The organism is Bacillus sp. P4_D3 (assembly GCF_056401855.1).
The window spans coordinates 1-3,323 of the sequence record NZ_JBFUIN010000350.1 but is presented as its reverse complement, the minus strand read 5'-3'; the positions used below and the strand labels follow the sequence as shown (position 1 = coordinate 3,323).

General features: G+C 35.4%; 3 protein-coding genes, 1 pseudogene and 1 riboswitch. All 4 genes and pseudogenes read left to right on the top strand.

The features are described 5' to 3' along the window. Positions 1-28: 28 nt before the first annotated feature. Positions 29-134, top strand: a riboswitch (SAM riboswitch). Positions 135-228: 94 nt separating this feature from the next. After that, the gene (locus AC1DTM_RS20850; RefSeq protein WP_016104299.1) at positions 229-1,545 is read left to right on the top strand and encodes a Na+/H+ antiporter NhaC family protein; all 1,317 of its coding nucleotides are present in this window, start codon (positions 229-231) and stop codon (positions 1,543-1,545) included. A gap of 230 nt (positions 1,546-1,775) precedes the next feature. Then, positions 1,776-2,132: a lmo0954 family membrane protein gene (locus AC1DTM_RS20845; RefSeq protein ID WP_002149463.1), complete on the top strand. Its 357-nt coding sequence runs from the start codon at positions 1,776-1,778 to the stop codon at positions 2,130-2,132. Between the two features lie 49 nt (positions 2,133-2,181). After that, complete coding sequence (locus AC1DTM_RS20840) at positions 2,182-2,844, top strand: PspA/IM30 family protein (RefSeq protein ID WP_088098860.1); 663 nt, start codon at positions 2,182-2,184, stop codon at positions 2,842-2,844. A gap of 106 nt (positions 2,845-2,950) precedes the next feature. Continuing rightward, positions 2,951-3,323: pseudogene (locus AC1DTM_RS20835) on the top strand (cell wall-active antibiotics response protein LiaF); the annotation flags it as partial.

The window sequence follows — 3,323 nt, the reverse complement described above, 5'->3', positions numbered from 1 at the left end:
ATTATTATTAAAAAATAAATATGAAACCTTCTTATAAAGAGAGGCGGAGGGACTGGCCCTACGATGCCTCGGCAGCGGACTCGATTTCAGAGTGCTGTGCCAAATCCAGCAAGCATGTGCTTGAAAGATGAGAAGAGTGTTTCTTATAGATGTATAAGACCTCTTCTCGTTGGAAGAGGTCTTTTGTTGTTCATTAGAAAAGGTTGAAAACTAGGGAGAGATGATACTTTGAAAGAAACGAGAGGAAATGGTTTAGCGTTATTACCACTTGGAATATTTTTGGCGCTATTTATTGGTTCTGGAATTATTACAGGTGATTTCTATAAATTACCGATACTTATAGCGATTTCAATTGCAGTAGGAATCGCATTAGCGATGAATCGTAAAGAAAGTTTTAATGTGAAAGTGGAACGATTTGCAAAAGGTGCAGGAAATCCAGATATTATGATTATGGTATTAATCTTTGTACTTGCAGGGGCGTTTTCTGAAACAGCAAAAGGAATGGGCGGAGTGGATTCAACTGTTAATTTAGCGTTATCTATTTTACCACAAGGATTTATCGTTGCTGGAATTTTTGTTATAGGGGCATTTATTTCATTAGCGATGGGAACCTCAATGGGAACTATTGCTGCATTAGCGCCAATTGCTGTAGGTATTAGTGGACAAACTGATATTTCAATTGCACTAACGATGGCTACTGTTGTGGGCGGAGCGATGTTTGGTGATAATTTATCATTTATTTCTGATACAACAATTGCAGCTGTAAGGTCGCAAGGAACAGAAATGAAAGATAAGTTTAAAACGAACTTTTTAATTGTATTGCCAGCTGCAATCATTACAATTGTACTATTAGTAATGGTTACTTTAGGAAGTGATACAGAAATTAAAGCTCAAACATTTGATTGGGTGAAGATATTACCATATGCAGGTGTACTTGTTACAGCATTACTTGGTTGGAATGTACTTATCGTATTGACAGGTGGAACTGTACTATCTGGTGTTATCGGTCTTATAGATGGAAGTTATACGTTAGAGAGTTTCTTTAAAAGTGTAACGACTGGAATGGGCAGTATGATGGAATTAGTATTACTTGCCATTTTAATCGGTGGTATGGTTGAGCTTATTCAGTATAATGGTGGTATTCAATATTTAATGAATCTTTTAACACGTAATATTCGTTCGAAAAAAGGAGCAGAGTTCGGCATTGCTGGTTTAGTGAGTATGACGAATATCTGTACAGCGAATAATACGATTTCAATTATCTTTACAGGTCCGCTTGCAAAAAACATTGCAGATCAATATGAAATTGATCCCCGTAAATCAGCGAGTGTATTAGATCTTTTCTCTTGCTGTATACAAGGGTTAATCCCATATGGTGCTCAAATGTTAACAGCGGCAGGGTTTGCTGCGTTATCTCCGATCGAATTGTTACCATATGCATTTTATCCAATTTTAGTTGGCGTATGTGGAATCATTTCTATATTAATTGGTTTCCCCAGGTTTTCTAAAGTGGCGGAAAAGAAAGAGTATCATAAAACAGCATAATTAAATATGAATTTTATTCGTAGCAACAAAAAGCCGTACAGAGAATATTCTCTGTACGGCTTTTTCTGTGCGATAAAAGAGTGAGTTATCCTATCTTTCCTTATATTTTTACAAAAGGCTGAATGGAACTCAGTCTTAAGTCTGAGTCGAAAACAGTTCTTAAGCTCGTTATGAAAAAATGAAAAAATAGTTAAGATAAGAGTATCAAATCGAAGGGAGGCAAGCACAAGATGAAACAATTTCTAGCGTTTATCGCGGCCGGTATTTTGGCTTTAATTGCTCTTGGTAGTCTTGCTGGTATTGTAGGATTCGCAATCGGAGCAGGAGTTGTGTACTGGAGCTATAAATCATTTGTGCGAGCTAAATCGTTTTTTGGAAAGTTAGCTTGGGGTATTGTTGGTTTAATCGGTTTGTCCATTGCACTTTCTCATTCTCCAGCATTAATCGGTATCGCAGCATTAGTAGTTTTATACTACGGATACCGTGAGTGGAAAAAAGGAAAAAATGTAGTTGTTGATTCTGCTCCAGAAAGTTCTAAACCATATAGCAACTTTGAAGATGAGTGGAACAAGTTAATGAAAAACTAATATAAAATAAATCAAATCAAATTATAAAGTAGAAGAGAGGAAGATTATAATGAAACAATCTTTATTCGGACGTGTACGCGATGCAATTTTAGCTGATTTTCATAATGTGTTAGATGAGAAAGAAAGAAAAAATCCAATTGCTATGTTAAACCAATATTTACGCGATAGTGAGCGTGAAATAACAAAAATTGAGAAGTTAATTCAGCGTCATAAAACATTAAAATCTAACTTCGCTCGTGAGCTTGAGCAAGCACGTTATTTCGTTAATAAAAGATCAAAGCAAGCTATCATCGCACAAGAAGCAGGTGAATTGCAATTGCATGAACGTGCATTAGAAGAAGTGGCGTATTATGAAGGGCAAGTAACTCGCTTAGAAGAAATGTATGCTGGTGTTGTAGAGCAAATTGATGAGTTAGAGCGTCGTCTTTCAGAAATGAAAAATAAATTAAAAGAAATGAACGCAAAGCGTATGGAATTAATGGCACGTGAAAATATGGCGCATGCAAACCGTCGTATGAATACTGCTATGCATAAAATGGATGAAAATAATCCGTTCTTACGATTCGAAGAAATTGAAGATCACATTCGTGACGTAGAGCTTCGTATAAATGAAGAGCATGAGCGTGATACATTTGATATGAAAATTGCAAAACTAGAGCGTGAAATGAAAGAGAAAAATGAAGTATCATTAACGAAAGAAGTAACAAAATAATTGTAGTATATAATAAAACAGGCTTATGATATAGTGATAGGAGAAAAGGTGTTGGAAAGCAATGCCTTTTCTTCTATGTATATGTGACAAAGAGGGGGGAGCTGAAATGAAGAAGCACTTTTCAAAAACACAATTTATGGGGATGCTCCTCATCATATTTGGATTCGGTCTTTTTCTTGATATGATACTTGGACATTTTGAACCAGGTGGTCTAATATTTGCATTTATTATGATTATGTTTGGAAGACATTATCGAAAGAAGAATCGTTATGTAAGAGGGAATGTATTTTTATTTGTCGGTGGTATTGTATTCTTATTCTTCTTATTTTCATCAGCAGCATTCGTACTTGTTGTGTTTGCTTGTTTAGCTTTAATTGGTTATCAGCTTATTCAACAAGGACATCAGCAAAAAGCAATGAAAGTTGAAATTAAAGAAAAGGGATATATAGATGAAGAAAAACAAATATATCGTACAGAAC